General features: G+C 67.3%; 23 protein-coding genes and 1 tRNA gene. 9 read left to right on the top strand and 15 right to left on the bottom strand.

The window, feature by feature from the left end; genetic code table 11:
• Positions 1–10: 10 nt before the first annotated feature.
• From QZ709_RS14390 to QZ709_RS14375, 4 genes are all read right to left on the bottom strand, one after another.
• A complete protein-coding gene (locus QZ709_RS14390; protein ID WP_294638048.1) occupies positions 11–1,114 on the bottom strand; it encodes an NDP-sugar synthase in 1,104 nt (367 codons plus the stop codon).
• 189 nt (positions 1,115–1,303) lie between these two features.
• Positions 1,304–2,749 (bottom strand): HAMP domain-containing sensor histidine kinase, encoded by a 1,446-nt coding sequence (locus tag QZ709_RS14385; RefSeq protein ID WP_294638047.1) that lies wholly within the window; start codon positions 2,747–2,749, stop codon positions 1,304–1,306.
• Positions 2,746–3,462, bottom strand: a complete 717-nt coding sequence (locus QZ709_RS14380; protein ID WP_294638045.1) for a response regulator transcription factor — start codon at positions 3,460–3,462, stop codon at positions 2,746–2,748. Before QZ709_RS14380 ends, QZ709_RS14385 begins: the two co-directional genes overlap by 4 nt.
• Positions 3,463–3,488: 26 nt before the next feature.
• Positions 3,489–4,157, bottom strand: coding sequence for a Spy/CpxP family protein refolding chaperone (locus tag QZ709_RS14375; protein WP_294638044.1), 669 nt, complete (start codon positions 4,155–4,157; stop codon positions 3,489–3,491).
• Between the two features lie 286 nt (positions 4,158–4,443).
• Between QZ709_RS14375 and codB the strand changes: the two genes are divergently transcribed.
• The 3 genes from codB to codA are packed head-to-tail and all read left to right on the top strand — an operon-like array spanning position 4,444 to position 8,236.
• Positions 4,444–5,724, top strand: a complete 1,281-nt coding sequence (gene codB / locus QZ709_RS14370; RefSeq protein WP_294638043.1) for a cytosine permease — start codon at positions 4,444–4,446, stop codon at positions 5,722–5,724.
• Positions 5,721–6,965: a PucR family transcriptional regulator gene (locus tag QZ709_RS14365; protein ID WP_294638042.1), complete on the top strand. Its 1,245-nt coding sequence runs from the start codon at positions 5,721–5,723 to the stop codon at positions 6,963–6,965. Before codB ends, QZ709_RS14365 begins: the two co-directional genes overlap by 4 nt.
• Complete coding sequence (codA, locus tag QZ709_RS14360; protein WP_294638041.1) at positions 6,962–8,236, top strand: cytosine deaminase; 1,275 nt, start codon at positions 6,962–6,964, stop codon at positions 8,234–8,236. Before QZ709_RS14365 ends, codA begins: the two co-directional genes overlap by 4 nt.
• 67 nt (positions 8,237–8,303) lie before the next feature.
• Here the strand turns inward: codA and QZ709_RS14355 are convergent.
• From QZ709_RS14355 to QZ709_RS14340, 4 genes are all read right to left on the bottom strand, one after another.
• Positions 8,304–8,394: transfer RNA gene (locus QZ709_RS14355), tRNA-Ser, on the bottom strand.
• A gap of 86 nt (positions 8,395–8,480) precedes the next feature.
• Positions 8,481–9,800 carry a serine--tRNA ligase gene (gene serS / locus QZ709_RS14350; RefSeq protein WP_294638039.1) on the bottom strand — a complete coding sequence of 440 codons (1,320 nt, stop codon included), beginning with the start codon at positions 9,798–9,800 and terminating at the stop codon, positions 8,481–8,483.
• A gap of 43 nt (positions 9,801–9,843) precedes the next feature.
• Positions 9,844–10,830, bottom strand: coding sequence for a 4-hydroxy-3-methylbut-2-enyl diphosphate reductase (gene ispH / locus QZ709_RS14345; RefSeq protein WP_294638038.1), 987 nt, complete (start codon positions 10,828–10,830; stop codon positions 9,844–9,846).
• Between the two features lie 14 nt (positions 10,831–10,844).
• Positions 10,845–11,300, bottom strand: a complete 456-nt coding sequence (locus QZ709_RS14340; RefSeq protein WP_294638037.1) for an FKBP-type peptidyl-prolyl cis-trans isomerase — start codon at positions 11,298–11,300, stop codon at positions 10,845–10,847.
• A gap of 192 nt (positions 11,301–11,492) precedes the next feature.
• Here QZ709_RS14340 and radC point away from each other — a divergent pair, with 192 nt between their 5' ends.
• Together radC and QZ709_RS14330 are read left to right on the top strand one after the other, a co-directional pair.
• Positions 11,493–12,161 carry a DNA repair protein RadC gene (radC, locus tag QZ709_RS14335; RefSeq protein WP_294638036.1) on the top strand — a complete coding sequence of 223 codons (669 nt, stop codon included), beginning with the start codon at positions 11,493–11,495 and terminating at the stop codon, positions 12,159–12,161.
• Positions 12,162–12,247: 86 nt separating this feature from the next.
• Complete coding sequence (locus tag QZ709_RS14330) at positions 12,248–12,940, top strand: Smr/MutS family protein (RefSeq protein ID WP_294638034.1); 693 nt, start codon at positions 12,248–12,250, stop codon at positions 12,938–12,940.
• A gap of 33 nt (positions 12,941–12,973) precedes the next feature.
• On the opposite strand, the gene QZ709_RS14325 is transcribed toward QZ709_RS14330, so the two are convergent.
• The 3 genes from QZ709_RS14325 to QZ709_RS14315 are packed head-to-tail and all read right to left on the bottom strand — an operon-like array spanning position 12,974 to position 14,968.
• A complete protein-coding gene (locus tag QZ709_RS14325) occupies positions 12,974–13,390 on the bottom strand; it encodes a group II truncated hemoglobin (protein WP_294638032.1) in 417 nt (138 codons plus the stop codon).
• 34 nt (positions 13,391–13,424) lie between these two features.
• On the bottom strand, positions 13,425–14,222 hold the full coding sequence (locus QZ709_RS14320; protein ID WP_294638031.1) for a MinD/ParA family protein: 798 nt from the start codon (positions 14,220–14,222) through the stop codon (positions 13,425–13,427).
• A gap of 8 nt (positions 14,223–14,230) precedes the next feature.
• On the bottom strand, positions 14,231–14,968 hold the full coding sequence (locus QZ709_RS14315; RefSeq protein WP_366937180.1) for a GGDEF domain-containing protein: 738 nt from the start codon (positions 14,966–14,968) through the stop codon (positions 14,231–14,233).
• 246 nt (positions 14,969–15,214) lie between these two features.
• On the opposite strand from QZ709_RS14315, the gene QZ709_RS14310 reads away from it, so the two are divergent.
• The 3 genes from QZ709_RS14310 to QZ709_RS14300 are packed head-to-tail and all read left to right on the top strand — an operon-like array spanning position 15,215 to position 17,964.
• The gene (locus tag QZ709_RS14310) at positions 15,215–16,057 is read left to right on the top strand and encodes a CheR family methyltransferase (RefSeq protein WP_294638142.1); all 843 of its coding nucleotides are present in this window, start codon (positions 15,215–15,217) and stop codon (positions 16,055–16,057) included.
• A gap of 26 nt (positions 16,058–16,083) precedes the next feature.
• A complete protein-coding gene (cheD, locus tag QZ709_RS14305; protein WP_294638029.1) occupies positions 16,084–16,800 on the top strand; it encodes a chemoreceptor glutamine deamidase CheD in 717 nt (238 codons plus the stop codon).
• 18 nt (positions 16,801–16,818) lie between these two features.
• Positions 16,819–17,964, top strand: coding sequence for a chemotaxis response regulator protein-glutamate methylesterase (locus QZ709_RS14300; RefSeq protein ID WP_294638028.1), 1,146 nt, complete (start codon positions 16,819–16,821; stop codon positions 17,962–17,964).
• On the opposite strand, the gene QZ709_RS14295 is transcribed toward QZ709_RS14300, so the two are convergent.
• Positions 17,961–20,336: a patatin-like phospholipase family protein gene (locus tag QZ709_RS14295; RefSeq protein ID WP_294638027.1), complete on the bottom strand. Its 2,376-nt coding sequence runs from the start codon at positions 20,334–20,336 to the stop codon at positions 17,961–17,963. The genes QZ709_RS14300 and QZ709_RS14295 overlap by 4 nt on opposite strands.
• 145 nt (positions 20,337–20,481) lie before the next feature.
• On the opposite strand from QZ709_RS14295, the gene QZ709_RS14290 reads away from it, so the two are divergent.
• Positions 20,482–20,649, top strand: a complete 168-nt coding sequence (locus QZ709_RS14290) for a DUF3149 domain-containing protein (RefSeq protein ID WP_294638026.1) — start codon at positions 20,482–20,484, stop codon at positions 20,647–20,649.
• Positions 20,650–20,977: 328 nt separating this feature from the next.
• Here the strand turns inward: QZ709_RS14290 and groL are convergent, their stop codons facing one another.
• From groL to QZ709_RS14275, 3 genes are all read right to left on the bottom strand, one after another.
• Positions 20,978–22,618 carry a chaperonin GroEL gene (groL, locus tag QZ709_RS14285; RefSeq protein ID WP_294638025.1) on the bottom strand — a complete coding sequence of 547 codons (1,641 nt, stop codon included), beginning with the start codon at positions 22,616–22,618 and terminating at the stop codon, positions 20,978–20,980.
• Between the two features lie 54 nt (positions 22,619–22,672).
• Positions 22,673–22,963, bottom strand: coding sequence for a co-chaperone GroES (locus QZ709_RS14280; protein ID WP_294638024.1), 291 nt, complete (start codon positions 22,961–22,963; stop codon positions 22,673–22,675).
• A 193-nt stretch (positions 22,964–23,156) separates the two neighbouring features.
• On the bottom strand, positions 23,157–24,386 hold the full coding sequence (locus tag QZ709_RS14275) for an MFS transporter (RefSeq protein ID WP_294638023.1): 1,230 nt from the start codon (positions 24,384–24,386) through the stop codon (positions 23,157–23,159).
• Between the last annotated feature and the right edge of the window lie 263 nt (positions 24,387–24,649).

The following is a 24,649-nucleotide window of genomic DNA, read 5'->3' as shown; positions in this document are numbered from 1 at the left end:
TTGTGCACGATCAGGCGCGGGCGTCGCCCCAACGCAGGGCGGTGCCTTCCTCGCCCTGGTAGGTGGTGTAGCCGTTGCGGTCGACCACGTACTGAGGCGACGCGATGACGTCCGTGAAACTGGCGCCGGCGTTCAGGCGGGTGTAATCGAACAGCACGCTACGGACCAGCTGGCTTCCCGCGCGCAGCTGACACCCGTTACCCAGCCAGGCCGGCCCCTCGATGGTCACGCCGTCCTCGATCTCGCTGCCGGACCCGATGTAAACCGGCCCGGAAATCCGGACCTTGTCCCAGTTCACGCGGGTGTTCAGCCCAACCCACACACCCGGGCGGACCTCCTTGCCCGGCATGCGCATGTCGGCGATCTCGCCCTTGAGCACGCGTTGGAGCACGGTCCAGTAGTCGGTCACGCGACCGATGTCGATCCAGTGGAACGGGTGGCTCTGAGCGTAGAACGGCAGCCCTTGCTTGACCAGAAGCGGGAAGAGCTGGCTGCCGATGTCGAACTCGACGCCGGCCGGCACGAGCTCCAGCGCCGCCGGCTCGAAGATGTAGATACCGGTGCTCGCCAGGTTGGACAGTGCCTCGTCGGGCTTGGGCTTTTCCTGGAACGACTGCACGCGGCCGTCTTCACCGGCCACGACGATGCCGTAGTTCTTGACTTCTTCGCGCGAGACGGGCAGCGTCACCACGGTGGCCATGGCCTTCTTGGCATGGTGCTCGGCCAGGGCGGCCGTGATGTCCAGGTCGATGATGGCGTCGCCGCACAGCACCAGCGTGGTGTCGTCGAAGAAGCCCGAGAAATCCTGAATGTGGCGCATCCCGCCGGCTGAACCCTTCGGGCGCGGGACGATCTCGCCATGCTCGCGCACGCCCTCGTACGAGTACCCGATCTCCACACCCCAGCGGTGACCGTCACCGAAGTAGTTCTCGATCTTCCAGTGGTGATAGGCCACGTTGATCATGATCTCGCGCACACCGTGGCGCGCCAGGTGCTCGATGATGTACTCGAGCACCGGCTTGCCCAGGATGGGAATCATCGGTTTGGGCATGCCCTTGGTCAGGGGACGGATCCGGGTCCCTTGCCCGGCCGCCAGGATCATGGCTTTCGTCATTGGTTTTTCTGCTCGAAGATGCGGGTTGCAGACCACATGACCCGGCTTCAGCGGCCGGCGCCATGCGCAACTTCCGGCAGTATGGTCCGAATCCGCACCGGGATGGTGTCGTGCCCCCCATGCGGGCGCCTCTTTGCACCCGTTTGCGACAGCAAGGTTGCGGAACTTACACGTACCGACAACGGGACATCACGCCGTCACAGGCAGGCGGATGATGAAGCGGCTCCCGCCTCCGGGACGGGCCTCGCACCGGACCTGGCCGCCATGCCGCTGTGCAATCTGACGCACCAGGCTCAGGCCCAGCCCGACGCCGCCCGCGTGCTCCGCATGGCCGGGCAGTCGGTAGAACGGCTCGAAGATGCGCTCGCACTGTTCTGGCGGCACGCCGGGCCCCCGGTCGCACACGCGGATCTCGATGAAGCCGGGTTGGGCGTCCAGCTCCAGCTCGATGTCCGGTCCGCCGTAGCGGCGCGCGTTTTCAAGCAGATTTCGGACGGCTCGGCGCAGCAGGCGCTCGTCTCCGGCGTACGGGGCGGCCGGCACACCCTGGGGCACCACCTCGGCCTTGACGCGCAAGGCCTCCTCCATGGCCAGACCCAGCAGGTCCACCGGCTGCCGCTCGATGTCTGCACGGGCATCCAGCCGGCTGGCCAGCAGCACCTCTTCGACCAGGGCATCAAGCTCACGGATGTCCTGATGGATCTCGTCCTTCAGTTCGGCGGCGCGCTGGGGTGGCATGTCCGCCATGATGGAAACGGCCATCTTCAGCCGCGCCAGGGGCGAGCGCAACTCATGGCTGGCATTGGCCAGCAGGCTGCGGTTGGCCGTCACCAGGTCCTCGATGCGCTGCGCCGTCTGGTTGAAGCTGGCCGCCAGCGCCGCCACCTCGTCCCGGCCTTCCACCGCCACGCGGTGCTGAAGCTGCCCCGTGCCGAATGTTTCCACGCCGTCGCGCAAGGCCTTCAGCCGCCGGGTCAGCCGGTTGGCCACGGGCCAGGCACCGATGGCCACCGCGATGAACAGCAGCACCAGCGAGGTGATCAGCGCCGGAACCCCTTCCAGCAGCCAGATCGGCAGGAAGGCCGCGGGCGCGTCCGCCCACCATCCGTGATGAGCCCCACCCTGAAGGTCGGCCCCGGGGCGCCCACCGCGGTCCGGCGGCGGGCCATCCGGCCCCCCGAAGCCCAACCCGGGTGGCGGAGGCGGCCCCATGCCACCCGGCAGGGCACGCAGTCGGAAGGCGCCCGGTCGCAGCATCCACAGCACCCGTCCGTCGGACAGGCGAGACTGCTGGAGCCGATTGCGGAGATCGGGGGCGCGCTGAAGCAAGTCGCCCATCAAGGGCGAGGTTGCCATGCGCTGGCCCTGGGCGTCGTCGAGCGCCATGGGCATACGCAGGCGCTCGGACCAGTCAAGCAGCGCGCGCGCTTGCTCGGCGGCCGGTGCGGTCGATGGCGGCAGGCTGTTCTCGATCAGCTCGGCCCAGGCGGCGGCACGCTCGGAATGAAAAGCTCGGGTCTGCAGCTGCTGCCGCTGTTGCTCGAGGTTGCGCTGCGCCAACCAGCCCGACACGAGGGCGAAGATCAGCAGGACCGCCACGACGGCCAGGTAGATGCGCAGCGCCAGGGTCTTCATCGGGCGTCGACGTCGACGTCCTGCTTCTTCGCGAAGACGTATCCCACCCCACGCACGGTGAGGATCCGCCGGGGCTCCTTGGGCTCATCTTCGATGGCCGCACGGATCCGGGAGATGTGCACGTCGATCGACCGATCGAACGCCTCCAGCGGATGCCCTTTGAGGGCGTCCATGATCTGATCCCGGCTCAGGACCCGGCCGGGGTGCTGGGCCAGCACGGACAGCAGGTCGAACTGGTAGGACGTGAGATCGCAGGGCTTGCCATCGAGACGCACCTGACGCAGGCCGGTGTCGACCTCGAGGCGACCGAAGCGCCACACGTCGCTGTCATCGCTGGCCGGGCCGGTCCGGCGCAGCAGGGCGCGGATGCGGGCCAGCAGCTCACGCGGCTCGAACGGCTTGGGCAGGTAGTCATCGGCCCCGATCTCGAGACCCACGATGCGGTCGGTGGGCTCGCCCCGCGCGCTGAGCATGAGCAAGGGCAGGCTGCGGGTGCGCGGTGAGGCGCGCAACTCGCGGCAAAGGTCGAGGCCATCGCCATCCGGCAGCATCAGGTCGAGAACCAGGGCGTCGAAGGCCTGCCGTCCCAGCAGTTCACGGCCAGCGGCCAGACTCGGGGCGCACGACACCTGGTAGCCATGGGCGCGCAAATAGTCCCCGACCATGGCACTCAGGCGCAGGTCATCGTCGATCAGGAGGATGTGCTCACTCATGTCCGCCATTGTCGCGCGCTCCAGGGTCATCGGGCTTCGGGGCGACCCATGCCGTCGCGACCATGGTGATGCGGGTGGCGCGAGGCGCGCTCGCCCTCACGTCGCTCCATGCGGCTTTGCATCTCCTTGGCGAGCGTGGCGCGCTGCTCGGGGGTCAGAACCTTGGCGACATCGACAGCGGCCTGCAGCATGCGCTTGCCGACGGCGTCGTGGTGGGCGTGCAGCTGCTGGCGCAGGCGCTCCGCACCCACGGCGTCCACCTGGGGCTGGGACAGCAGGGCCATCATGGCGCGGTAGGGATGCTGCACCTGACCGTCGGCCCCCTTGGGCATCTGCTGGTGCAGGGCCTGCAGGTCGGCGCGGGCTTTGTCTGCGATCTCGCGGATCTGCGTGCGCTGTGCGTCGCTGGCCTTCACGGTGTCGAGCATGCGGTCAAGGCCGCGTCCGCTCAGGGGCCAGCCCATCGCACCGTGCATCGGTCCACCCGGTCCCATGCGCCCCATCATCATCGGGTGCCCCGCGCCCTCTGCGGGGGCCGTGGCAGCCGGGGACGACGGCGCGACGGCCGGCTGGCCAGCGGCCCAGGCATTGGCGGTCCAGACCGTGACCGCCGTCGCCCCGGCCAACAGCATGCCCAGCGCCCAGGTGCGTCGGGCCACCGGTCGGGATGCAGAGATGAATGCAGCGTTCGACATGAGCGTTCTCCTGATTGAAAAAGGACCGTGAGCCTCGAGGAAGAAAGCGGGCTTCGATCGATGCACTCATGCTGCGCCCGCCCGGTAAAGCGGCTGTGGCCTGGCGGTAAAGATCTGTGAAACGGTCGTGCACTGTCGGGGTGCGGGCGCACCGCCATGCACGACCGTCTTGTGCATGCCGCCCAATGCGGGTTGTCATCAACAGACGAAGACCACGCCCCCTGGCACACCGATCGGGCGGCACAGGCCTTGCGGAAGCACCCGGGTCACCCCAACGGAGCAACCCATGTCCCAGACCTCAGAGCTTGATCAGGATTACCCCCTCAGCGAAGTGCCGCCCGGCCAGCGCAAGGGCATCGTGTCGACCTCCATCGTGCTGTTCGGCTTCACCTTCTTCACCGCCACGATGTTTGCCGGCGGCAAGATCGGCCTGGCCTTCGACTTCAAGACCATGATCCTGGCCGCCGTGGCAGGCAACCTCCTGCTGGGGCTCTACGCCGCCGTGCTGGGCTACATCGCCTGTCGCAGCGGTCTGAACTCGGTGCTGATGGGGCGATTCTGTTTCGGGGAAACCGGCAGCAAGCTGTCGGACTTCCTGCTGGGCTTCACGCAGGTCGGCTGGTATGCCTGGGGCACAGCCACCATCGCGATCGTGCTGGTGCGCATGCTGGGCCTGTCGCCCGCATGGACCACGCCCTTGATGGTCGTGTTCGGCTTCGGTTTCAGCCTCACGGCCTTTGTAGGCTACAAGGGCCTCGACCTGTTGTCGCGGATCGCCGTGCCGGCGATGCTGGTCCTGCTGCTGTGGTCCCTCACGATCGCCACGCGCGATGCCGGTGGCCTGACGGGCCTGCTGGCCATCCAGCCCAAGGACAGCATGAGCTGGCACATGGCCCTGACCCTGGTCTTCGGCACCTTTGTCAGCGGCGCCACGCAGGCCACCAACTGGACGCGCTTCGCCCGAGACAGCAAGACCGCCGTGTGGTCGAGCCTGATCGGCTTTTTCATCGGCAACGGCCTGATGATCGTCGTCGGCGCGTACGGAGCCATGGTCTACCAGCAACCCGATGTGGTGGAGGTCATGGTGCTGCAGGGGCTGTCTGTCGCGGCCACCGTGATGCTGTTCCTCAACATCTGGACGACCCAGGACAACACGATCTACAACTTTGCTGCGGCGGGCTGCAACCTGGTCCGTCAAGACCGGCGCGGCCTGATCACCCTGGTCGGCGCGGGCATCGGCACGGTGCTGGCCATCGGCGGCATGTCGGACATGCTGATCCCCTTCCTGATCCTCTTGGGCTCCATCATCCCGCCGATCGGCGGCGTGATCATGGCCGACTACTTCTACGGGCGCAGCGGACGTTACCCGCAGCTCGAAGGCACCCGGCTGCCCCGTTTCAACTGGGTGGGCCTGAGCGCCTACGCCATCGGCGCCGCCTGCGCCTATGCGTCGCCTTGGGTGGCGCCGCTGGTGGGCATTGGTGTGGCGGCCCTGAGCTACGTCGTGCTGTTCGAAGTTCAGCGCGTGCGACTGGGCCGCGAGTCGCTGAGTGGCGTGGACGCATGAGCCTCACCATCCGCGACGTGCTTCACCTGCCTCGGCTGCAGGCCTTGCGCCTGCGTGCCGGCGCGGCTGGCGAACACCGGGCGGTGCGCTGGCCCTACGTGGCGGAGAACGAGTCGATCTCGGAATGGGTGCTCGGTGGCGAACTGGTGTTCGTGACCGGCATCAACCTGCCACGCAGCGAGGCCAACTTGCGGCAGCTCGTCCGCGAGGTGCACCAGCGCCGGTGTGCCGGCCTGGTGGTGCTGACCGGACCGCGCTACATCCAGCACATTCCGGACAGTGTGCTTGCCGAGGCCGACCGGCTGGATGTGCCCCTGATCGAGCAGCCCTACGAGCTGCCGATGATCGTCGTGACCGAGGCGATCGGCTCTGCGCTGGTACAGGCCCAGATGCTCGGCACCTCCCGACAACAGCTGATCGGCCAGCTGCTGGAGGGCAACCCGGCCGATGTGGGCGTGCTGACCCACCGGGCCGCCAGCCTGGCGCTGGACCTGAGCCTCTCCCGCCAGATCGTCGTGCTGCAGATCAGCGGCACGGCCGAGCTGTTCGCCAGCATGGCGCCGAGCGCGGCCGAAGCCCTGCTGCAGGCGACCCGACACCATGTGCTGCAGCATGCCTCGCACTGCGCCCAAGCGCTGCCCGCGCCCTGGCCCGTGCTCACCCTGGCGGAGCAATGGGTGCTGCTTCTGCCGGTGGAGGCCCCGGCCGAGGGCCCTCAACGCAACCGTACGCTGGTGACGCAGCTGCTGCAGACCTTGCGTGAAGCCCCGTCGCCCCTGCGCGTGTTCGCCGGCCTGAGCGCCCCTTGCCCGCAGCCCGCCGACCTGGCACGCGGTCTGGGCCAGGCCCGAGAAGCCCTGCGGGCGGCACAATCGTTTCCCGAACGGCTGGGCCTGTGCTGCTTCGACGAACTGGGCGTGCTCGAGCTGCTGGTGGCGATCCGCGACCGGGCGCTGCTGGACCGCTTCGTGCACGCCACACTGGGCGCCCTGCTGCAGTATGACACCACCCATCAGGCCATGCTTACCCCCACACTGGAAGCGTGGATCCAGTGCAATGGCAACCTGGCCCAGACCGCGCAGCGCCTGGGCATCCACCGCAACACCCTGAGCTACCGCCTTCAACAGATCCACGCGCTGAGCCGGCTCGACCTGGAGGACGCCCAGCACCGGCTGAGCGCGGCCATGGCCCTGATGATCCAGCGTCTTTCACCCCACACCCCCACCCGAGCGACCCCATGAACCACATCGTCAACACCCGCCTGAGAGGCCAGGATGGCCTGTTCACCGTGCGCTGGGCCGACGGCCTGATCACCGCCGTGCAGGCCCAGGCCACCCCGGTGCCGCCCCACGAGGTGCCGGCCGACGCGCTGGACGGCGAAGGCCGCCTCCTCATCCCGCCTTTTGTCGAACCCCACATCCACCTGGACGCCACCCTGACCGCGGGCCAGCCCCGATGGAACCTGAGCGGCACCCTGTTCGAGGGCATCGAGCGGTGGGCCGAACGCAAGGCCACCGTCACCCGCGCCGACACCAAGGCCCGCGCCCACCGCACCATCCGCATGCTGGCCGAACATGGCATCCAGCATGTGCGCACCCATGTCGACGTCACCGAACCCGGCCTCGGCACGCTCGCCGCCATGCTGGAGGTGCGCGACGAAGCACGGGACCTGGTCGATCTGCAGGTGGTGGCCTTTCCGCAAGAAGGCATCGAATCGTTCGCCAACGGCCGGGCGCTGATGAGCGAGGCCGTGGCGATGGGCGTCGATGTGGTGGGCGGCATCCCGCACTTCGAGAACACCCGCGAGCAGGGCGTGTCGTCCGTTCACTTCCTGATGGACCTGGCCGAGCGCCATGGCCGCCTCGTGGACGTGCACTGCGACGAGACCGACGACCCGGCCTCGCGCTTTCTGGAGGTGCTGGCCGAGGTGACCCGCGTGCACAGCATGGGGCCGCGTGTGACGGCCAGCCACACCACGGCGATGGGCTCATACGACAACGCCTACTGCCACAAGCTGTTTCGGGTGCTGCGCCAGGCCGGCCTGAGCTTCATCTGCTGTCCCACCGAGAGCATCCACCTCCAAGGCCGGTTCGACACCTACCCCAAGCGCCGTGGGCTGACCCGGGTGCCCGAACTCGACCGCGCCGGGCTGAACGTGTGCTTCGCCCAGGATTCGATCGTCGATCCCTGGTATCCGCTCGGCAACGGCAACATCCTGCGCATCCTGGATGCAGGCCTGCACATCTGCCACATGCTGGGCTACGAGGACCTGCAGCGCAGCCTCGACTTCGTGACCACCCACAGCGCCCGGGCGCTGGCCCTCGGCGACCGCTACGGCATCGAGCCCGGACGGCCTGCCAACCTGGTGCTGCTGTCGGCGGACAGCGACTACGAGGTGCTGCGCACCCAGGGCCACGCTGTGGCGTCGATCCGACACGGTGAGGTCATCATGCGGCGCACGCCGTCCACGGTGCAGTGGGGGCCTCAGGAGGCAGGCTCGCAAACGGCCTGATCGGAACCGCCCCGCGCCAAAAGCAAAAAACCCTTGCGAGTCAAAGACTTGCAAGGGTTTTGCGTGTTGGCGGAGAGGGTGGGATTCGAACCCACGGTACGTTATGCACGTACGCCTGATTTCGAGTCAGGTACATTCGACCACTCTGCCACCTCTCCTGAAAACGGTGCGTCCGTGGTCAACGGCGTAGACCGCGACTATAGCAGGTTTTTGCCCTGCACCCCGCCCGGCCCCGCGCGTTGCGTCAGGCCGACAACACCTCGGCGCCACCCAGGTAAGGCCGCAGCGCCGCCGGGACACGGATGCTGCCATCGGCCTGTTGGTGGTTTTCCAGCACGGCCACCAGCGCGCGGCCCACGGCCAGGCCCGAGCCGTTCAGCGTGTGCACCAGCTCGTTCTTGCCCTGGGCATTCTTGAACCGCGCCTGCATGCGGCGGGCCTGGAAGGCCTCGCAGTTCGAGCACGAGCTGATCTCGCGGTAGGCGTTCTGAGCCGGCAGCCACACCTCCAGGTCATAGGTGCGGGCCGAGCCGAAGCCCATGTCGCCCGTGCACAGCGCCATCACGCGGTACGGCAGCTCCAGCTTCTGCAGGATGGCCTCGGCGTGGCCGACCATCTCGTCCAGTGCGGCGTTGCTCTGCTCCGGCGTGGTGATCTGCACCATCTCGACCTTGTCGAACTGGTGCTGGCGAATCATGCCGCGGGTGTCGCGGCCGGCACTGCCCGCCTCGGAGCGGAAGCACGGCGTGTGGCCGGTGAGCTTCAGGGGCAGCTGTTCCACCGGCACGATGGTGTCGGCCACGGTGTTGGTCAGCGTCACCTCGCTGGTGGGGATCAGGTACCACTTGTTCTCGGCCGCCTCGGCATCGCCCGAGGTCACATGGAACAGGTCCTGCTCGAACTTGGGCAGCTGGCCGGTGCCCTGCAACGCCGGGGCCTTCACCAGGTAGGGCGTGTAGCACTCGGTGTAGCCGTGCTCCTGCGTCTGAACGTCCAGCATGAACTGGGCAAGCGCACGGTGCAGGCGGGCAATCGGCCCCTTCATGAAGGTGAAGCGGGCGCCCGACAGCTTGGCACCGGTCTCGAAGTCCAGGCCCAGCTTTTCACCCAGGTCCACGTGGTCCTTCACGGTGAAGTCGTAGGTGCCCGGCGTGCCCCAGCGGCGCACCTCGACGTTGCCGCTTTCGTCGCTGCCGACCGGCACGCCGTCCTGCGGCAGGTTGGGCACGGCCTGCAGCATGGCCAGCAGCTCGGTCTGGATGGCGTCGAGCCGCTCGGCGGAGGCCTTCAGCTCGTCACCGATGCCGGCCACCTCGGCCATCACGCGTTCGACCTCGGCTGCCGTGTCCTCGCCCTTGGCAGCCTTGCCCTTGAGCATGCCGATCTGCTTGGACAGGCTGTTGCGCTGGGCCTGCAGTTCTTCGGTCCGGGTCTGGATGCGCTTGCGCTCTCCTTCAAGCTCGCGGAAACGGGCCTCGTCCAGAAAGGGCTGCGGGTTCTTGCGCAGGGCCAGCTTGGCGAGCACGCCATCGAGGTCTTTGCGCAGCAGGGCGATGTCGAGCATGGTGGTGTTCTTTTCGAAAGGATTCAGTGTGGGCTTGGGTGCGTCAGGCCTGGCTTCGTTCGGAGGGCAGCGGGCGATCCAGGCCGGTGCCGCCCAGCCCCTTGGGCAGCGGGAAGCGCACGTGCTCTTCCACGCCCTGCATGCGGCGCACCGAGACGGCGCCCAGCGCCTTGAGCTGGCCGATGACCCGCTGCACGAGCACGTCGGGCGCCGAGGCGCCGGCCGTCAAGCCGACGCGCGGACGGCCTTCGAACCAGCTGGACTGCAGGTCTTCCGGGCAGTCGACCATGTAGGCCGGTGTGCCCAGGCGCTCGGCCAGCTCGCGCAGGCGGTTGCTGTTGGAACTGGTCGGGCTGCCCACGACGATGACCACGTCCACCTGCGGCGCCATGATCTTGATGGCGTCCTGGCGGTTCTGGGTCGCGTAGCAGATGTCCTGCTGCTTGGGTTCGCGGATGTGTGGGAAGCGCTGCTTGATGGCGTTCAGGATGCCCGCCGCGTCGTCGACCGACAGCGTGGTCTGCGTGACCACAGCCAGCTTCTCGGGGTTGTGCACGTGCACGCGGGCCACGTCGTCGATGTCTTCCACCAGGTAGATGCCGTCGTCGAGCTGGCCCATCGTGCCCTCGACCTCGGGGTGCCCCTTGTGGCCGATCATCAGGAATTCGTAGCCCTCGCGGCGCAGCTTGGCCACCTCGATGTGCACCTTGGTGACCAGCGGGCACGTCGCGTCGAACACGCTGAAGCCGCGGCGATCGGCTTCCTGCCGCACCTCCTGGCTGACGCCGTGGGCGCTGAAGATCAGCGTGGCGCCCGGCGGCACCTCGGCCAGGTCCTCGATGAAGATCGCGCCCTTGCCCTTCAGGTCGTTGACGACGTAGGTGTTGTGCACGATCTCGTGGCGCACGTAGATCGGCGCGCCGAACTGGGCCAGTGCCCGTTCGACGATCTCGATGGCGCGGTCGACCCCGGCGCAGAAGCCGCGCGGCTCGGCCAGCAGGACGTCCTGAACGTGAGGGGTGGGCGACACGGGCAAGGCCTCTTTCACAGCACGCCGATCAGCTGCACCTCGAAGGTGACGGGCTGGCCGGCCAGGGGGTGGTTGAAGTCGAACAGCGCCCACTCGTCGGTGGTCTCGCGCACGACGCCGGCAAACGAGCCGCTGCCATCGGGCGTAGGGAACTGCACCACGTCGCCGACGTTCCAGGTCTCGTCCGGGTCGCCAAGCTGGCGCAGCAGCGACAGCGCCACCTTCTGGACCATCTCGGGGTTGCGGGGGCCGAAGGCCTCGCCGGGCTCAAGCTGGATGACGGTGCGCGTGCCTTCGGTCAGGCCGATCAGGCGGGCCTCGAGCGCGGGCGACAACTCGTTCGAGCCGATCGACAGGGTGGCCGGCTTCTCGTTGAAGGTGTTGACCAGGTCGTCGCCATCCGGCCCCGCCAGGCGGTAATGCAGGGTCAGGAAGGAGCCAGGTTGGACGGTGGGCGCAGCAGAGGTCATGGTCTGGACCGCCCGGGTGACGGGCGTTTCCGGTAGAGCGGCAAAACCATGATTTTAGGTGCGCCCACTCCACCAATCGGGAGGATGGGCAATCGCCACGCTGCGACACCAGAATGTCAGCCGCCGGCGAGGGTCCACCGGGATGACCCCGGGCCCGCGTGACGGCCACCACGACACGACAGGGACGACACGATGAAAGACCTGCCGGCCGCCATGCGGCCCCGGGAGAAGCTGCTGGCACTGGGCCCCTCCGCCCTGGCCGATGCGGAGCTGCTGGCCTTGCTGCTGCGCACCGGCATGAAAGGGCTGGGGGTGCTGCAGATGGCCGAGAAGGTGCTGGCCGAGCTGGGCGGCTTTGGCGGCCTGCTCAACGCGGACGCGACCCAGCTCAAAGGGCTGAAGGGCCTCGGCCCGGCCAAGCGCGCCGAACTGCTGGCCGTGATGGAGATGGCGCGACGCGGCCTGCGCAGCACCTTGCAGGCTCAACCCGTGTTCAGCTCGCCCCAGGCGGTAAAGGACTACCTTCAGATGCGGCTCGGCGCCTTGCCGCACGAGGTGTTTGCGGTGCTGTTCCTCGACGCCCAGCACCGCCTGCTGGCCTGCGAGGAACTCTTCCGGGGCTCGTTGACACAGACCTCGGTCTACCCACGCGAGGTGGTCAAGCGCACGCTGGAGCTCAATGCCGGCAGTGTGATCCTCGCGCACAACCACCCCTCGGGCGTACTTGAGCCCTCTCGGGCCGACGAGCTGCTGACGCAGACGCTCAAGAGCAGCCTCAACCTCATCGACGTGAAGGTGCTGGATCACGTCGTGGTCGGTCGCGGTGGTGCCCTGTCGTTTGCCGAGCGGGGGCTGATCTGAAGCCGGGTCGGGCGCGTACCGGCCCCGGGCGATCCCCGATGCCCGGCGCTGCGGATCGGATCGCATCTTGAGTTAGGCTTAGCCCCGTGAAAAACGGGACCGAGCCCCCCTCCTCTGCCCCCTCGTCCACCGCGCTGCGCGACTTCGCCGACCTCAAGAAGGCGTTGAAGCAGGCTGCGAAGGAAACGGCTGCCCGCCTTGAGCGCGAGCGGGCCGAACGAGCGCAACGGGAAGCGCAGCAACGCCGGCATGAGGCCGAGGCCGAGTTGTTCAAGCGTTCGGTGGGCCAGGTGAACCGCCTGCCTGAAACCGGCCGCGTCCAGGCGAAAGGGCCCCGGCCCGAGCCCGTGCCGGCCCGCAAGCAACTCGACGAGCAGGCCGTGCTCAAGGAGTCGCTGTCGGACGAGTTCGACGTCGAAAGCCTGCTGGAGACCGACGAATCGCTGTCCTGGCGGCGGCCCGAGATCGGCATCGACGTCGTGCGCAAGCTGCGTCGCGGCGTGTGGGCGCTGCAAGGCGAACTCGATCTGCACGGCCTGCGCACCGACGAAGCGCGGGAACGGCTGGCCGGCTTTCTGCGCGAGGCGCAGGCCAAGGGCTCACGCTGCGTCCGCGTCGTGCATGGCAAGGGCCTGGGCTCGCCGGGACGGCAACCGGTGCTCAAGGACAAGGTGCGCCGCTGGCTCGTGCAGAGCGACCGCGTGCTGGCCTTCGTGCAGGCCCGCGCAGACGAAGGCGGGCACGGTGCCGTGGTCGTGCTGCTGCAGTCGAGCGTCTGACGGCTGAGGCGGGCGAAGTCGACCCGCCAGGGCTCACACGCCCTGGTTGCGCATCCAGTCGGCCGTCTGGAAAAAAGCCTTCTGCAGGCGCGGCACCAGGTCCGGGCTCACGCCAGTCTCGGCCATGGCCTGATCCATGCACCCCAGCCATTGATCGCGTTCACGGATGCCGATCGGGAACGGCATGTGACGCGCTCGCAACCGGGGATGGCCAAAACGCTCGATGTAGAGGTTGGGCCCGCCCAGCCAGCCGCTGAGGAACCAGTAGAGCTTGTCGCGCGCTTCCTCGAGTGTGGTGCCATGGACCGCGCGCAGCTCGCGGTAGGCCGGCTCGAGGTCCATCAGATCGTAGAAACGGTCGACCAGCTCACGCACCCGTGCATCGCCGCCCAACAGCTCGTAGGCTGTGGGCTGGCTCAGGTCGTCGGTATCGGAATCGCTTTCAGACATGCACGCACTGTAGCGCAGTGCGGGCGCGCCCGGCTCAACGTCCGACCATGCGGGCCGCCACGTGCAGCACACCTTGCGCAGCTGCGCTGCCAGGATGCAGCTCGAGCAGAAGGGAGCGCTTGCGCACCGCTTCGCGCACCGCCGTGTCGAGCGGGATGTCGCCCATCAGTTGCAGGCGGGGCGCGGCGCCGTTGGGCCCCTGCACGAAGCGGTCGACGACCTGCTGCAGTTGCGCACAGATCGCGCGGCCGTCGCCGGCACGGGCGACCTGGTTGACCACGAGGTTGAGTGTCTCGCGCCCTTGCTGGGCCGACAGCACCTTGATGGTGGCATAGGCATCGGTCAGCGAGGTGGGTTCCGGGGTGGCCACGACGATCACCTCCTGCGCCATGGACACGGCATACAGCACGACGTCGGAGATGCCGGCGCCGGTGTCGATCAGGATGACGTCGAAGCGCGGCTTGACGGCTTCGAAGATGCCGTGAAGCTGGTCCCGGATGTCCGGCGTCAGGCGAGAGTACTCGACAAGCCCGGAGCCGGCCAGCAGCACGGAGAACCCGCCGGGCGCCGGCAGGATGGCCTCGTCCAGCTGGGCCTTGCCCGTGAAGACGTCGTGCAGGGTGATCTTCGGATAAAGGTTGAGGACCACATCGAGGTTGGCCAGTCCGAGGTCGGCATCGAGCACCAGCACCTTCAGGCCCTGCCGGCTCAATGCGGCGGCCAGGTTGGCACTGACAAAGGTCTTGCCGACCCCACCCTTGCCGCTGGTGATGGCCAGCGTGCGGGCGATTCGGGCCGGTGAGGAAGGGGGCTTGGGAGCAGAGGCGGACATGGACACCATCATTCGGTGGTTTTCGGCAGGTCCGAGGTGGTACCTGAGGCCGAAAATGGGTCAGATTGCGCAAGGCTGCCGAACAACAGGCCTTTTTCCTCGGCGCTCACCACGGTCAGCGGGGGCATGTCGAGGCAGGTCCGGTTGCGGCCTTCGGTCTTGGCGCGGTAGAGCTGCTGGTCGGCACGCTCGGACCACAGCATGGCCGACGAGCGGACCCACTGCGGCGCGAACGCCCCGCCGATGCTGACGGTGACGGACAGTTGCTGGCCTCCGATGATCGCCACCGGACAGGCTCGCACTCGGTTGCGGATGCGCTCGGCCACGGTCTGACCGAAGGCCGGCGGGCAGTTGGGCAGGATGATGGCGAACTCTTCGCCACCCAGCCGGGCCACGAGATCCATGGGCCGCACACAATCCTGCAGGCAGGCCGCCACGGACTGGATCACCATGTCGCCGGCTGCATGACCGAATCGGTCATTGACGTTCTTGAAATGGTCGATGTCGGCGATCAGCAGCAGCGCAGGCTCGCCGATGCGGGCCACGCGGTCGATTTCGCGCGCAATGGCCGCTTCGAACTGGCGACGGTTGGCCAGACCCGTGAGCGCATCACGGCTGGACAGATCACACAGGCCGTCGATCACCGACTGCAACCAGAGACGTGAGCCAGGCGCCGGACCGGACGGGGGCACCCAACCAGCCTGGCTCAGCAAGCTGAGCGCCATCTCCAGGCGGAGGTCACCCACGTCATCGGGCTCCGGCGTGGCGACCGAGGATTCAGGTTCAAGGGAGGCGATGGCAAACCCCACGAAAGGCAGATAAAAGCTGGTACCAGTCTAGCAGTTGCGTCATGCGCAATGATCTGAATAAGACGGACTTCCCAGGGGAGTTCGTGCTTTTCGTCATGTGACAGGGCAGGCAAGCTCAAGGAAGTGGACGCTTGCGCCGATAAACCCATGCGGCCCTTTGCCGTCGACCTTCACCCACCTGCCATGCCACCGTTCGTCTCCGACGTGTCTCCCGCGCTCGCCAGCGACCGGGAGTTCGAGTTCCACCCGCGGGACTTCGCCCGTGTGCGGGCCCTGATCCACGAGCGTGCCGGCATCAGCCTGCACGAAGGCAAGCAGGCCATGGTGTACAGCCGCCTGTCGCGACGCCTGCGGGAGACGGGACACCAGTCCTTCGAGAGCTACCTGCGCTGGCTGGAAAGCCACACGGGACCCGAGTGGCAGGAGTTCGTCAACTGCCTGACCACCAACCTCACGAGCTTTTTTCGCGAGGAGCATCACTTTCATGCCCTGGCCGAGTGGCTGAAAGCCCGCGGCTCGGTCCAGACCCGGATCTGGTGCTGTGCCGCCTCCACGGGCGAGGAGCCTTACTCTCTGGCCATGACCGTGGCCGAAAGCCTGGGCCTGCATGCCCCGGTCAAGATTCTGGCCAGCGACATCGACACCAACGTGCTGACCACGGCGTCACGCGCGGTCTACTCCGCGGACTCGCGGGGCCTGAACCCGCAGCGCCTGCGCTCGTTCTTCCTGCGGGGCAAGGGCGCCAACGAGGGCCACATCCGCGTCAAGCCCGAGCTGGCCCGGATGATCGAGTTCAAGCCCTTCAACCTGATGCAGTCCTCGTGGCAGCTGGGCGAACCCTTCGATGTGGTCTTCTGCCGCAACGTCATGATCTATTTCGACGCCCCGACGCAGCGCAAGGTGCTGGAGCGCATCCACGGCGTCATGAAACCGAAAGGCCTGCTGTTCGTCGGCCATTCGGAAAACTTCACGGAATCTCGCGACCTCTTCCACTTGCGTGGCAAGACGGTCTATGACAGGGTCTGAGACCAGGCCGGAGACAAGGACACCCCATGATCAGCACCCCACCGATGGGCTCCCGCCCTGGCATGCCACCGCCAGCCGCACTGGGCAGCAAACCGCCGCTGCAAGGCGCCATTGGCGCGCGCAGTGACCGGCTGACCCGACTGAAGGCCCGCATCCCGAAGCCGGGTGAGGCTTCGTTCTTCTTCTACGACGCCCACTTCAAGGCCGAAGCGGTCAAGATCCTCCCGGGCGAGTACTTCGTGTACGACGAAGACCTGCTCATCATGACGACGCTGGGCTCGTGCATCGCCGTGTGCCTGTGGGACCGGCAGGCCAAGGTCGGTGGCATGAACCACTTCATGCTGCCCGACAACGGCGGCGGCGCGAGCGACTCGGGCCGCTACGGCTCGTTCGCGATGGAACTGCTGATCAACGAGATGATGAAGATGGGCGCCTCGCGGATGACGATGGAGGCCAAGGTCTTCGGCGGTGGCGCGGTCATCACCGGCATGAACACCATCAACGTCGGCGAGCGCAACACCACCTTCGTGATGGACTACCTCAAGACCGAGCGCATCCCCGTCGTGTCCAAGGACGTGCTCGACATCTACCCCCGCAAGGTCTGCTTCCTGCCGCACAGCGGCAAGGCCATGGTCAAGCGCCTGGCGCCGAGCAACCCCGAAGCCATCATCCAGCAGGAACGCATTGCCGCGCAGAAGGTCACTCCGGTGGCCAGCGCCGGCGGTTCGATCGACCTGTTCTGAGACCACGGAGACAAGCCCATGCCCAAGACCCGCGTGGTGGTGGTGGACGATTCCGCCCTGGTGCGCAGCATGCTCACCGAGATCATCAACCGTCAGCCGGACATGACCTGCATCGGCGCGGCCAGCGACCCCTATGTGGCGCGCGAGATGATCCGCAACCTCAACCCCGACGTGATCACGCTGGACGTCGAGATGCCGCGCATGGACGGCATCGACTTCCTTTCCAAGCTGATGCGCCTGCGGCCCATGCCGGTGGTGATGGTGTCCACACTGACCGAGCGCGGTGCCGAAGTCACCCTCAAGGCCCTGGAACTCGGTGCCATCGACTTCGTGGCCAAGCCCAAGATCGGTGTGGCCGACGGCCTGCGCCAGCTGGCCGATGACATCACCGACAAGATCCGCATCGCGGCCAAGGCGCGCATCAACCGCCTGCCGCCGACGACCGTGGCCGGCACCACAGGCCACGCCCACCCGGCCCACGCTCCGGCAACCGCCGGCACGGAGGGCCGCCCCGCCGCGCCCGCCCGGCCGGTGGCCACGGGCGGCTCGCCGCTCGGTCGCCTGTCGACCGAAAAGATCCTGTTCATCGGGGCCTCCACCGGCGGCACCGAGGCGACCAAGGAGGTGCTGACCTCGCTGCCCGCAGACTTCCCGGCCGTGATGATCACCCAGCACATGCCGCCCGGCTTCACGCGCAGCTACGCCGCGCGGCTGGACGGCCTGTGCCGCATCCGCGTCAAGGAAGCCACCGACGGTGAGCGGGTGCTGCCCGGCCACGCCTACATCGCGCCCGGCGGCTTCCATCTGAGCGTCGAGCGCTCCGGAGCGAACTACATCGCGAGGGTCCAGGACGGCGAACCGGTGAACCGCCACAAGCCCAGCGTCGAGGTGCTGTTCAAGTCCGCCGCCCGCGTGGCCGGCCCCAACGCGATCGGCGTGATGCTGACCGGCATGGGGGCCGATGGCGCCAAGGCGATGCGCGAGATGCGCGATGCCGGCGCCTATTGCGTGGCCCAGGACGAAGCCAGCTGCGTGGTGTTTGGCATGCCGCGCGAGGCCATTGCCGCCGGCGCCGTGCAGGACGTCATGCCGCTGCTCAAGATCGGCCCGCACCTGGTGGAGCACCTGCGCGCCACCGTGGGCAGCGCCCTGAGCCGCGTCTAAGGCCGGCCCACGAACACCATCAGCGTGGGCCCCACAGCGGGGCTGTGCAGCACCGCCGCGTAGACCGGCCCCACCACCGTGTCACGGCCCAGGTACAGACTGGTGCCGACGCGCTTGCGGCCTTGCCAGAACTGCTCGGGCCGGGACCAGGTGTTGCCGGCCTCGACGCTGGTGCCCAGAAACAGCCCGCGGGTGAAACCGGTTCCTGCCAGGCGAACCTGGTAGACGGCGCGCACCAGGCCCAGCTGCTGGCCGCTGACCTGGTAGGTGCCATAGCCCGACAGCTGCTGGAACCCACCCAGGCCATAGCGCGGCGCCAGTGGCATGGCACCATCCGACAAGCCCACGCGGCCGCCCAGGTTCAGGGTGTGATCCCCCCAAGAGCGCACCCATTGCCCCTGTGCATACAGGTGCCGCACGAACCCTTCCGAGGCCGCCGGGCTGTCGTGTCGGCGGATGCTCTGCGCCCACTGGGCCGTGGCCTCGATGCGCCAGCCTCGGGTCGGGAAGAAGGCGTGGTCGAGCTGGTCGAACACCGCGCGCAGCCGCACCCCGCGCTCGCGCCAGCGCGCGACGCCGTCCGGCAGCAGCGCCCTGAATTGCGCCCCATCGGCCGCCAGCGTGATGCGGTCGCGCCGTAACTCGTCGACCAGGCCCAGCCGGATCTCGCCCAGCTCCCGCCAGTTGGCACCCAGGTCCAGGTTGAGCGCGGTGCGGCCGCGGTCAACCTGCGCCGAGATGTCCTTGTCCGGATCGGCGTAGTAGTTGAGCTGCTCGCGCTGGTGGCTGCCCTGCACGGCGACGAAGCCGCTCAGGCCATCGGGCAGCCGCCAGTCCATCGGCCGATACCACTCGGATGCGAGGCCCGGCGCCGAGCCGATGCGCACGGCATTGCGCCATTCGCTACCGTGCTCGTCCAGCCAGTGCCGGTTGTGGACCAGCTTCAGGTTGAAGGCACTGCGCCCCCGGTTGTCTGCCACGAAGTCCACCCCCATCTGCAGGTAGTTCGGCCCCCAGGGCTTGTCCTCCAGCTCGAACACCAGGCCCTCCCGCCCGAGTTCATCGCGCACCAGGCGGTAGTCGGTCCGCAGGTAGTCGCCGGTGGCCGCCAGCACCGTGGTGTCCCGCTCGGCCTTGGCCACATCGAAGCGCTGACCGGGCTGGGTGGCCAGGATGTCGGAGCGGTTGGCCGGTTTGGTGCGCTCCGACCCCTCGAAGCGCACGAAGTGCAGCGGCACGGCCGGCATGGTGCGCTGCTGGCGCGCCGCCAGCCAGGCTGCGTACTCGGACTCGCTCACTTTCAGATCCTGCATGCGCAGCACCAGGGCCTCGGCCTGCAGTTCGCCCAGCAGCACGAACTCGCGCGCACGGTCGAAGTCGGCCGAGGTGAGGCCATCGAGCTTGGGGGCGATCAGCACGTCCTGCGGACCGAGCGAGCGCAGGCTGGTCTGCACGTTCTGCTCGGTCAGGATGTTGATCATCTGCGCCGTCACGCCGGTGAACGACGACAGCGTGTCGCGCCCGGCCAGCGGCGTGCCGATGTTGACCACGATGAGCCGCTGCGCGCCCATGGCCCTGGCCACGTCCACCGGCGTGTTGTTCACCAGCCCACCATCGCCCAGGATGCGCCCTTGCACCTCGACCGGCGCAAAGATGCCCGGCACCGACATGCTGGACCGCAGCGCCGTGGCCAGGTCGCCTCTGTCGAGGATCATCGCCTGGCCGGTTTCCATGTCGGTCGCCACCGCCCGGAAGGGTGTCGGCAACTGGTCGAAGTGCTCGATCTGGCGCGCACCCAGCGTCAGCCGCCGCAAGCGCGACTCCAGCCCCCGACTGGACACGGACCCGAGCGGGGCCTTGACCCCGTCCCAACCGATCCCCACCTCCACGACGGGCGAGACCTCGAAATCCTGCTCCTTGCGACGCTGGTTGAGGTTCTGACGGTCCACCCGGGACGCGAACACGTTGTTCCAGTCGAGCTTGCGCACCTCCTCTTCGATGGTGCGGGCGTCCATGCCACTGGCGTACAGCCCGCCCACAATCGCGCCCATCGAGGTCCCCGCGATCACGTCCACCGGAATGCGCTCGCGCTCCAGCACCTTCAGCACACCGACGTGGGCCAGGCCCCGGGCACCGCCGCCAGACAGAACGAGACCGGTCCGCGGACGGCCGGAGGCCGTCTGTTCGGCTGCGCTGGGAGCCACCGGCCGCACTTCGGCGGCAGACGACGGTTGCGCACGCCCCTCACCGACCAGCGCCAGCCCCAGGAGGCCGGCCACCACACCGAAGGTGATTCCTTGAGGGCGCAGGCGGCCTCGCCAGGTTACAGCCCAGACAGCATGCAAGAAACGGGCGAGAAACAACTCGATCATGCGGGAGATTGTGCCGCGTCAAATCCCCACGGGGGTATCGACGTGATGGGTGGGCCCAGTTGACCTACATCAGGGTCGCCGGGACCGATCAGCGGTCTGATAGCACCCAAGGAACACGACAACGCAATGCTGAAAGGAGAAAGCGATGCAAGCCTGGGTTGACTTCTTCACGACGGACTACGGTCTGATGAGTGCCGCCGTGATCGCTTTCATGTTCGTCATGCTGGGCTACATCGCCTGGTATGTCGCCAAGCATGTGCGCGAAGACACCGAGCGGCACGACCGCTTGGTCAAGGAAGCTCGGGGCGGCTGAGGGGCCGACCCGTGCGAGCCGGCTGAGGGGCCGGCTTGTGGGTCAGGGCAGCTGAGGGGCTGACCTGACCTCACGGAAGAGCTGAGGGGCTCGACCGTGAAAGCAGGACCGGTCTGAGAACCGGCTTGGGGGGATGTGCACGAGAGGGGTGCACAGCCACATCAGCGGGGCCGCATCATGCGGCCCCTTTTTTTGCCCCGTCTTTCTGCGCTGCCACGCAGCGCCCGCCGCGCACAAAGAAAAAAGGCCACCCCTTGCGAGGTGGCCTTCCGAGGCCTGCCCACCCGAGCCCGGAGGGATCAAGCAGGCTGTGTCAGCCTGGGCCGAATCACATGTCCATGCCCATGCCGCCCATGCCGCCGGGCATGCCGGCCGGAGCAGCGGCTTCGTCCTTCGGAGCCTCAGCGACCATGCACTCGGTCGTCAGCATCAGCGAAGCCACGGAAGCGGCGTTCTGCAGGGCGGTGCGGGTGACCTTCGTGGGATCCAGGATGCCCATTTCAATCATGTCGCCATAGGTGTCGTTGGCGGCGTTGAAGCCGTAGTTGCCCGAACCGTTCAGCACGGCGTTGACGACCACGGAGGGCTCGCCACCGGCGTTCGACACGATTTCACGCAGCGGGGCTTCGATGGCCTTCAGCACCAGCTTGATGCCAGCGTCCTGGTCGGCGTTGTCACCCTTGATCTCGCCAGCAGCTTGCTTGGCGCGCAGCAGGGCCACGCCACCACCGGCCACGATGCCTTCTTCCACGGCAGCGCGGGTGGCGTGCAGGGCGTCTTCCACGCGGGCCTTCTTTTCCTTCATCTCGACTTCGGTGGCAGCACCGACCTTGATGACGGCCACACCGCCGGCCAGCTTGGCCACGCGCTCTTGCAGCTTCTCGCGGTCGTAGTCGCTGGTGGCTTCTTCGATCTGGATGCGGATCTGCTTCACGCGGGCTTCGATGTCGGCAGCGGCACCGGCGCCATCGATGATGGTGGTGTTTTCCTTGCCCACTTCGACGCGCTTGGCCTGGCCCAGGTCAGCCAGGGTCACCTTCTCGAGCGACAGGCCGACTTCTTCAGCGATGACCTTGCCACCGGTCAGGATGGCGATGTCTTCCAGCATGGCCTTGCGGCGGTCGCCGAAGCCAGGGGCCTTCACAGCCACAACCTTCAGGATGCCGCGGATGGTGTTGACCACCAGGGTGGCCAGGGCTTCGCCGTCGACTTCTTCGGCGATGATCAGCAGCGGACGGCCAGCCTTGGCAACTTGCTCCAGCGTGGGCAGCAGGTCACGGATGTTCGAGATCTTCTTGTCGAACAGCAGGACGAACGGGTTGTCCAGAATCGCGGCCTGCTTTTCCGGGTTGTTGATGAAGTAGGGCGACAGGTAGCCGCGGTCGAACTGCATGCCTTCGACGACGTCCAGCTCGTTGTTCAGCGACTTGCCGTCTTCGACGGTGATCACGCCTTCCTTGCCGACCTTGTCCATGGCTTCAGCGATGATGCCGCCGACGTCGGCGTCGCTGTTGGCCGAGATCGTGCCGACCTGGGCGATTTCCTTGGAGGTGGTGGTGGCCTTCGAAGCCTTCTTCAGCTCGGCGACGAGGGCGGTCACAGCCTTGTCGATGCCGCGCTTCAGGTCCATCGGGTTCATGCCGGCGGCCACGTACTTCATGCCTTCGCGGACGATGGCCTGGGCCAGCACGGTGGCGGTGGTGGTGCCGTCGCCAGCGTTGTCAGAGGTCTTGGAAGCCACTTCCTTGACCATCTGGGCGCCCATGTTCATGAGCTTGTCCTTGAGCTCGATTTCCTTGGCGACCGACACACCGTCCTTGGTCACGGTGGGCGCACCGAACGAGCGCTCCAGCACCACGTTGCGGCCCTTGGGACCCAGGGTGGTCTTCACGGCGTTGGCCAGGATGTTCACGCCTTCGACCATGCGAGCGCGGGCTTCACCGCCGAAAACGACGTCTTTTGCTGCCATTTGAATTCTCCGAAATCTGTGTAATGAAGTGGGGGTGCCTGTGGCAGAAGTCGCTTACTTGGCGACGACGGCGAACAGGTCTTCTTCGCGCATGACCAGCAGCTCTTCGCCATCGACCTTGACGGTCTGGCCCGAGTACTTGCCGAACAGGACGCGGTCACCCACTTGCACGTTCAGGGCAACGAAGTCGCCCTTGTCATTGCGCTTGCCCGGGCCGACGGCCAGCACCTCACCCTGGTCGGGCTTCTCGGCGGCGTTGTCGGGGATGATGATGCCCAGGGCGGTCTTGGTTTCTTGTTCCAGGCGCTTGACGATCACGCGATCGTGCAGGGGACGCAGCTTCATGGCTTCTCCAGTCTCTTGAGACATCGGTTGGGACAATGTGGCTCGGCGCAGAACAGCTCTGCGACAGAACCAGGGTTCGTTTGCATCATGCGGAAAACCGCACGCCGCCACCGGGATCCAGCACCGGGGAACCGGCCCTGTTAGCACTCAGGGGTGGCGAGTGCTAACGATTATAGGGACGGGTGATGACATTTCAAGAGGGGGCACCGCCGATCCGCCGAAGGCGCCACGCTGCGGCCACACCCAGGCCCACCAGCAGCAGGGTGAAGCCTGCGACGGCACCCCAGCCGCCGTGCCCCCAGAACCATCCCCCGACCGAGCCCATGACGCTGGAACCCAGGTAATACGACAGCAGGTACAGCGACGACGCGTGTCCCTTGCTGCCCACGGCGAGGCGCCCCACCCAGCCACTGGCGACGGCATGCGCCACGAAGAAGCCGAAGGTCAGTCCGACGATGCCGGTGACGACCCAGGACAGCGGCGACAGGCAGGTCAGCAGCAGGCCCGCCATCATGCAGGCCATGCCCGACACCATCACGGGCCAGCGACCGAACCGGTCGGCCAGCGCCCCCGCCACCGCGGAAGACACGATGCCGAACACATAGGCCGCGAAGATCAGCCCGATCTGCGTCTGGTTCAAACCGTACGGCGGCTGGACCAGACGGAAGCCCGCATAGTTGTAGACCGTGACGAAGGCTCCCATCAACAGGCCCGCAATGGCGAACAAGCGCGCCAGCCCCGGCTGACGAAGGTGCCCGGCCCACTGCGCCAGGTGGTCGGACCACGCCTGCCCGCGACGCGGCACGAAGTTGCGCGAAGCCGGCAGCAGGGACACGAATCCGATCGCCGCCAGCAGCCCGAGGCCGCCGAGTCCCATCAGGGCCGAGCGCCAGCCCACCCATTCGGTCAGCACACTGATGCCGATGCGTCCCATCATGCCGCCAAAAGCAGTGCCGCCGACATACAGCCCCATGGCCAGGCCCAGGCCAGGCGGCTCGATCTCCTCGGCCAGGTAGGCCATCGCCACGGCGGGCACGCCTCCCAGCATGAAGCCCGACAAGGCGCGCGCCAGCAGCAGCGCATGCCAGTCCGGCACCAGCGCCGCCAGGATGTTGAGGGCCGCGGCCGCGCACATGGACGTGAACATCAGGGGGCGCCGCGCCACCGACGCCGACACCGCGCCGGCTCCCAGGATGGCCACCGCCAGCATTCCGGTGGACACGGACAGGGCGAGCGAGCTTTCGGCCGGGCTGACGCCGAACGACCGGGCGATCGCGGGCAACAGGGGTTGCACGCCGTAGAGCAGTGAAAACGTGGCAAAGCCGGCCAGGAACAGTGCGATGCTGATGCGGCGGTAGGCCACCGTGCCCCGTCGGGTCCACGAAGGCGTCGGGGCAGCGAAGGCGACTGCGGGTTCGGTCATGAGGCGGGCGGCAGACAGCAGGAAAGCCTGCCATTGTCACCATCCACCCCCTGTCTGCCGAGCAAGTGGCCATGTGGGTTGCCACATTTCTGAGCAACCCACCCGGTCTCCCAGGGGGAAACCCGGTTCCCCCCGGCTTGCCAACAAAGTTGTCCACAGGAAGTGGGGACAACCGGTCCCGGCCGCGTACACTCGCGCCCTTGGCGCTCCCGCCCGACCCGCAGCATCCCCGGCCCTCCGGCCGGATTGCCGCCTGCTTCTGC

The organism is uncultured Aquabacterium sp. (assembly GCF_913773725.1).
Classification (GTDB): Bacteria; Pseudomonadota; Gammaproteobacteria; order Burkholderiales; family Burkholderiaceae_C; genus Aquabacterium.
Note: the sequence above shows the minus strand (reverse complement) of the source record. Positions and strands in the feature narration are given on the sequence as shown.

Coding starts and splice junctions, on each gene's coding strand:
- QZ709_RS14390 (WP_294638048.1), bottom strand. CDS start 1,114: ATGACGAAAGCCATGATCCTGGCGGCCGGGCAAGGGACCCGGATCCGT.
- QZ709_RS14385 (WP_294638047.1), bottom strand. CDS start 2,749: ATGAAGACCCTGGCGCTGCGCATCTACCTGGCCGTCGTGGCGGTCCTG.
- QZ709_RS14380 (WP_294638045.1), bottom strand. CDS start 3,462: ATGAGTGAGCACATCCTCCTGATCGACGATGACCTGCGCCTGAGTGCC.
- QZ709_RS14375 (WP_294638044.1), bottom strand. CDS start 4,157: ATGTCGAACGCTGCATTCATCTCTGCATCCCGACCGGTGGCCCGACGC.
- codB (WP_294638043.1), top strand. CDS start 4,444: ATGTCCCAGACCTCAGAGCTTGATCAGGATTACCCCCTCAGCGAAGTG.
- QZ709_RS14365 (WP_294638042.1), top strand. CDS start 5,721: ATGAGCCTCACCATCCGCGACGTGCTTCACCTGCCTCGGCTGCAGGCC.
- codA (WP_294638041.1), top strand. CDS start 6,962: ATGAACCACATCGTCAACACCCGCCTGAGAGGCCAGGATGGCCTGTTC.
- serS (WP_294638039.1), bottom strand. CDS start 9,800: ATGCTCGACATCGCCCTGCTGCGCAAAGACCTCGATGGCGTGCTCGCC.
- QZ709_RS14340 (WP_294638037.1), bottom strand. CDS start 11,300: ATGACCTCTGCTGCGCCCACCGTCCAACCTGGCTCCTTCCTGACCCTG.
- radC (WP_294638036.1), top strand. CDS start 11,493: ATGAAAGACCTGCCGGCCGCCATGCGGCCCCGGGAGAAGCTGCTGGCA.
- QZ709_RS14325 (WP_294638032.1), bottom strand. CDS start 13,390: ATGTCTGAAAGCGATTCCGATACCGACGACCTGAGCCAGCCCACAGCC.
- QZ709_RS14320 (WP_294638031.1), bottom strand. CDS start 14,222: ATGTCCGCCTCTGCTCCCAAGCCCCCTTCCTCACCGGCCCGAATCGCC.
- QZ709_RS14310 (WP_294638142.1), top strand. CDS start 15,215: ATGCCACCGTTCGTCTCCGACGTGTCTCCCGCGCTCGCCAGCGACCGG.
- cheD (WP_294638029.1), top strand. CDS start 16,084: ATGATCAGCACCCCACCGATGGGCTCCCGCCCTGGCATGCCACCGCCA.
- QZ709_RS14300 (WP_294638028.1), top strand. CDS start 16,819: ATGCCCAAGACCCGCGTGGTGGTGGTGGACGATTCCGCCCTGGTGCGC.
- QZ709_RS14295 (WP_294638027.1), bottom strand. CDS start 20,336: ATGATCGAGTTGTTTCTCGCCCGTTTCTTGCATGCTGTCTGGGCTGTA.
- QZ709_RS14290 (WP_294638026.1), top strand. CDS start 20,482: ATGCAAGCCTGGGTTGACTTCTTCACGACGGACTACGGTCTGATGAGT.
- groL (WP_294638025.1), bottom strand. CDS start 22,618: ATGGCAGCAAAAGACGTCGTTTTCGGCGGTGAAGCCCGCGCTCGCATG.
- QZ709_RS14280 (WP_294638024.1), bottom strand. CDS start 22,963: ATGAAGCTGCGTCCCCTGCACGATCGCGTGATCGTCAAGCGCCTGGAA.
- QZ709_RS14275 (WP_294638023.1), bottom strand. CDS start 24,386: ATGACCGAACCCGCAGTCGCCTTCGCTGCCCCGACGCCTTCGTGGACC.